Below are 562 nucleotides of genomic sequence, written 5' to 3' on the forward strand. Positions count from 1 at the left end.
AGCACGCACCTGAAGGCCAATGCCAACAAGGGCAAGTACGACCTTGCCATGGTCGCCAAGTCGCGTGCCGACTACTGGGGCGAGCTCGACCGGGCGATCGATGCCGAACGGGCGTTGCACGGCCAGAAGGCGCTGAAGGAGCAGGAGCGGCAGCCTGCGGTGAAAGAGACGAAGGTCTCGCGCACCGATCCTGNACGCCGGCCAACGTGCATGACTCGATCGTCTATCTCGACCGGCTCGACCGCCAGGTGGAGCGTTTCGGCTTCGACGTCACGGCGGCGGGGCTGGATGCCGGCTATGCCACGCCAGGCATCGCCAAGGGCCTGGAGGACAGGAACATCCACGGTGTCGTCGGCTATCGCAACCCGCCCCGGCCAAAGCCTGGCAAGATGAGGAAGGGCGCTTTCGTCCATGAGCCGGACCTTGACGGCTATCGTTGCCCGCAGGGCCAGTTGCTCACTTACGCCACCACCGATCGCGGCGGTTATCGCCACTACAGGAGCAACCCGACGATCTGCCGCAACTGTCCGCTGCTGGCGTCTTGCACATCAAACGCCAAGGC

Annotated in this window: 1 pseudogene; it reads left to right on the forward strand. The window is 64.7% G+C overall.

Features of this window, described 5'->3' with window-relative positions:
* Positions 1-562, forward strand: a pseudogene (locus ACYVIP_RS21875) (transposase); the annotation flags it as partial.

The sequence above is a fragment of the Actinophytocola sediminis genome (assembly GCF_054779715.1).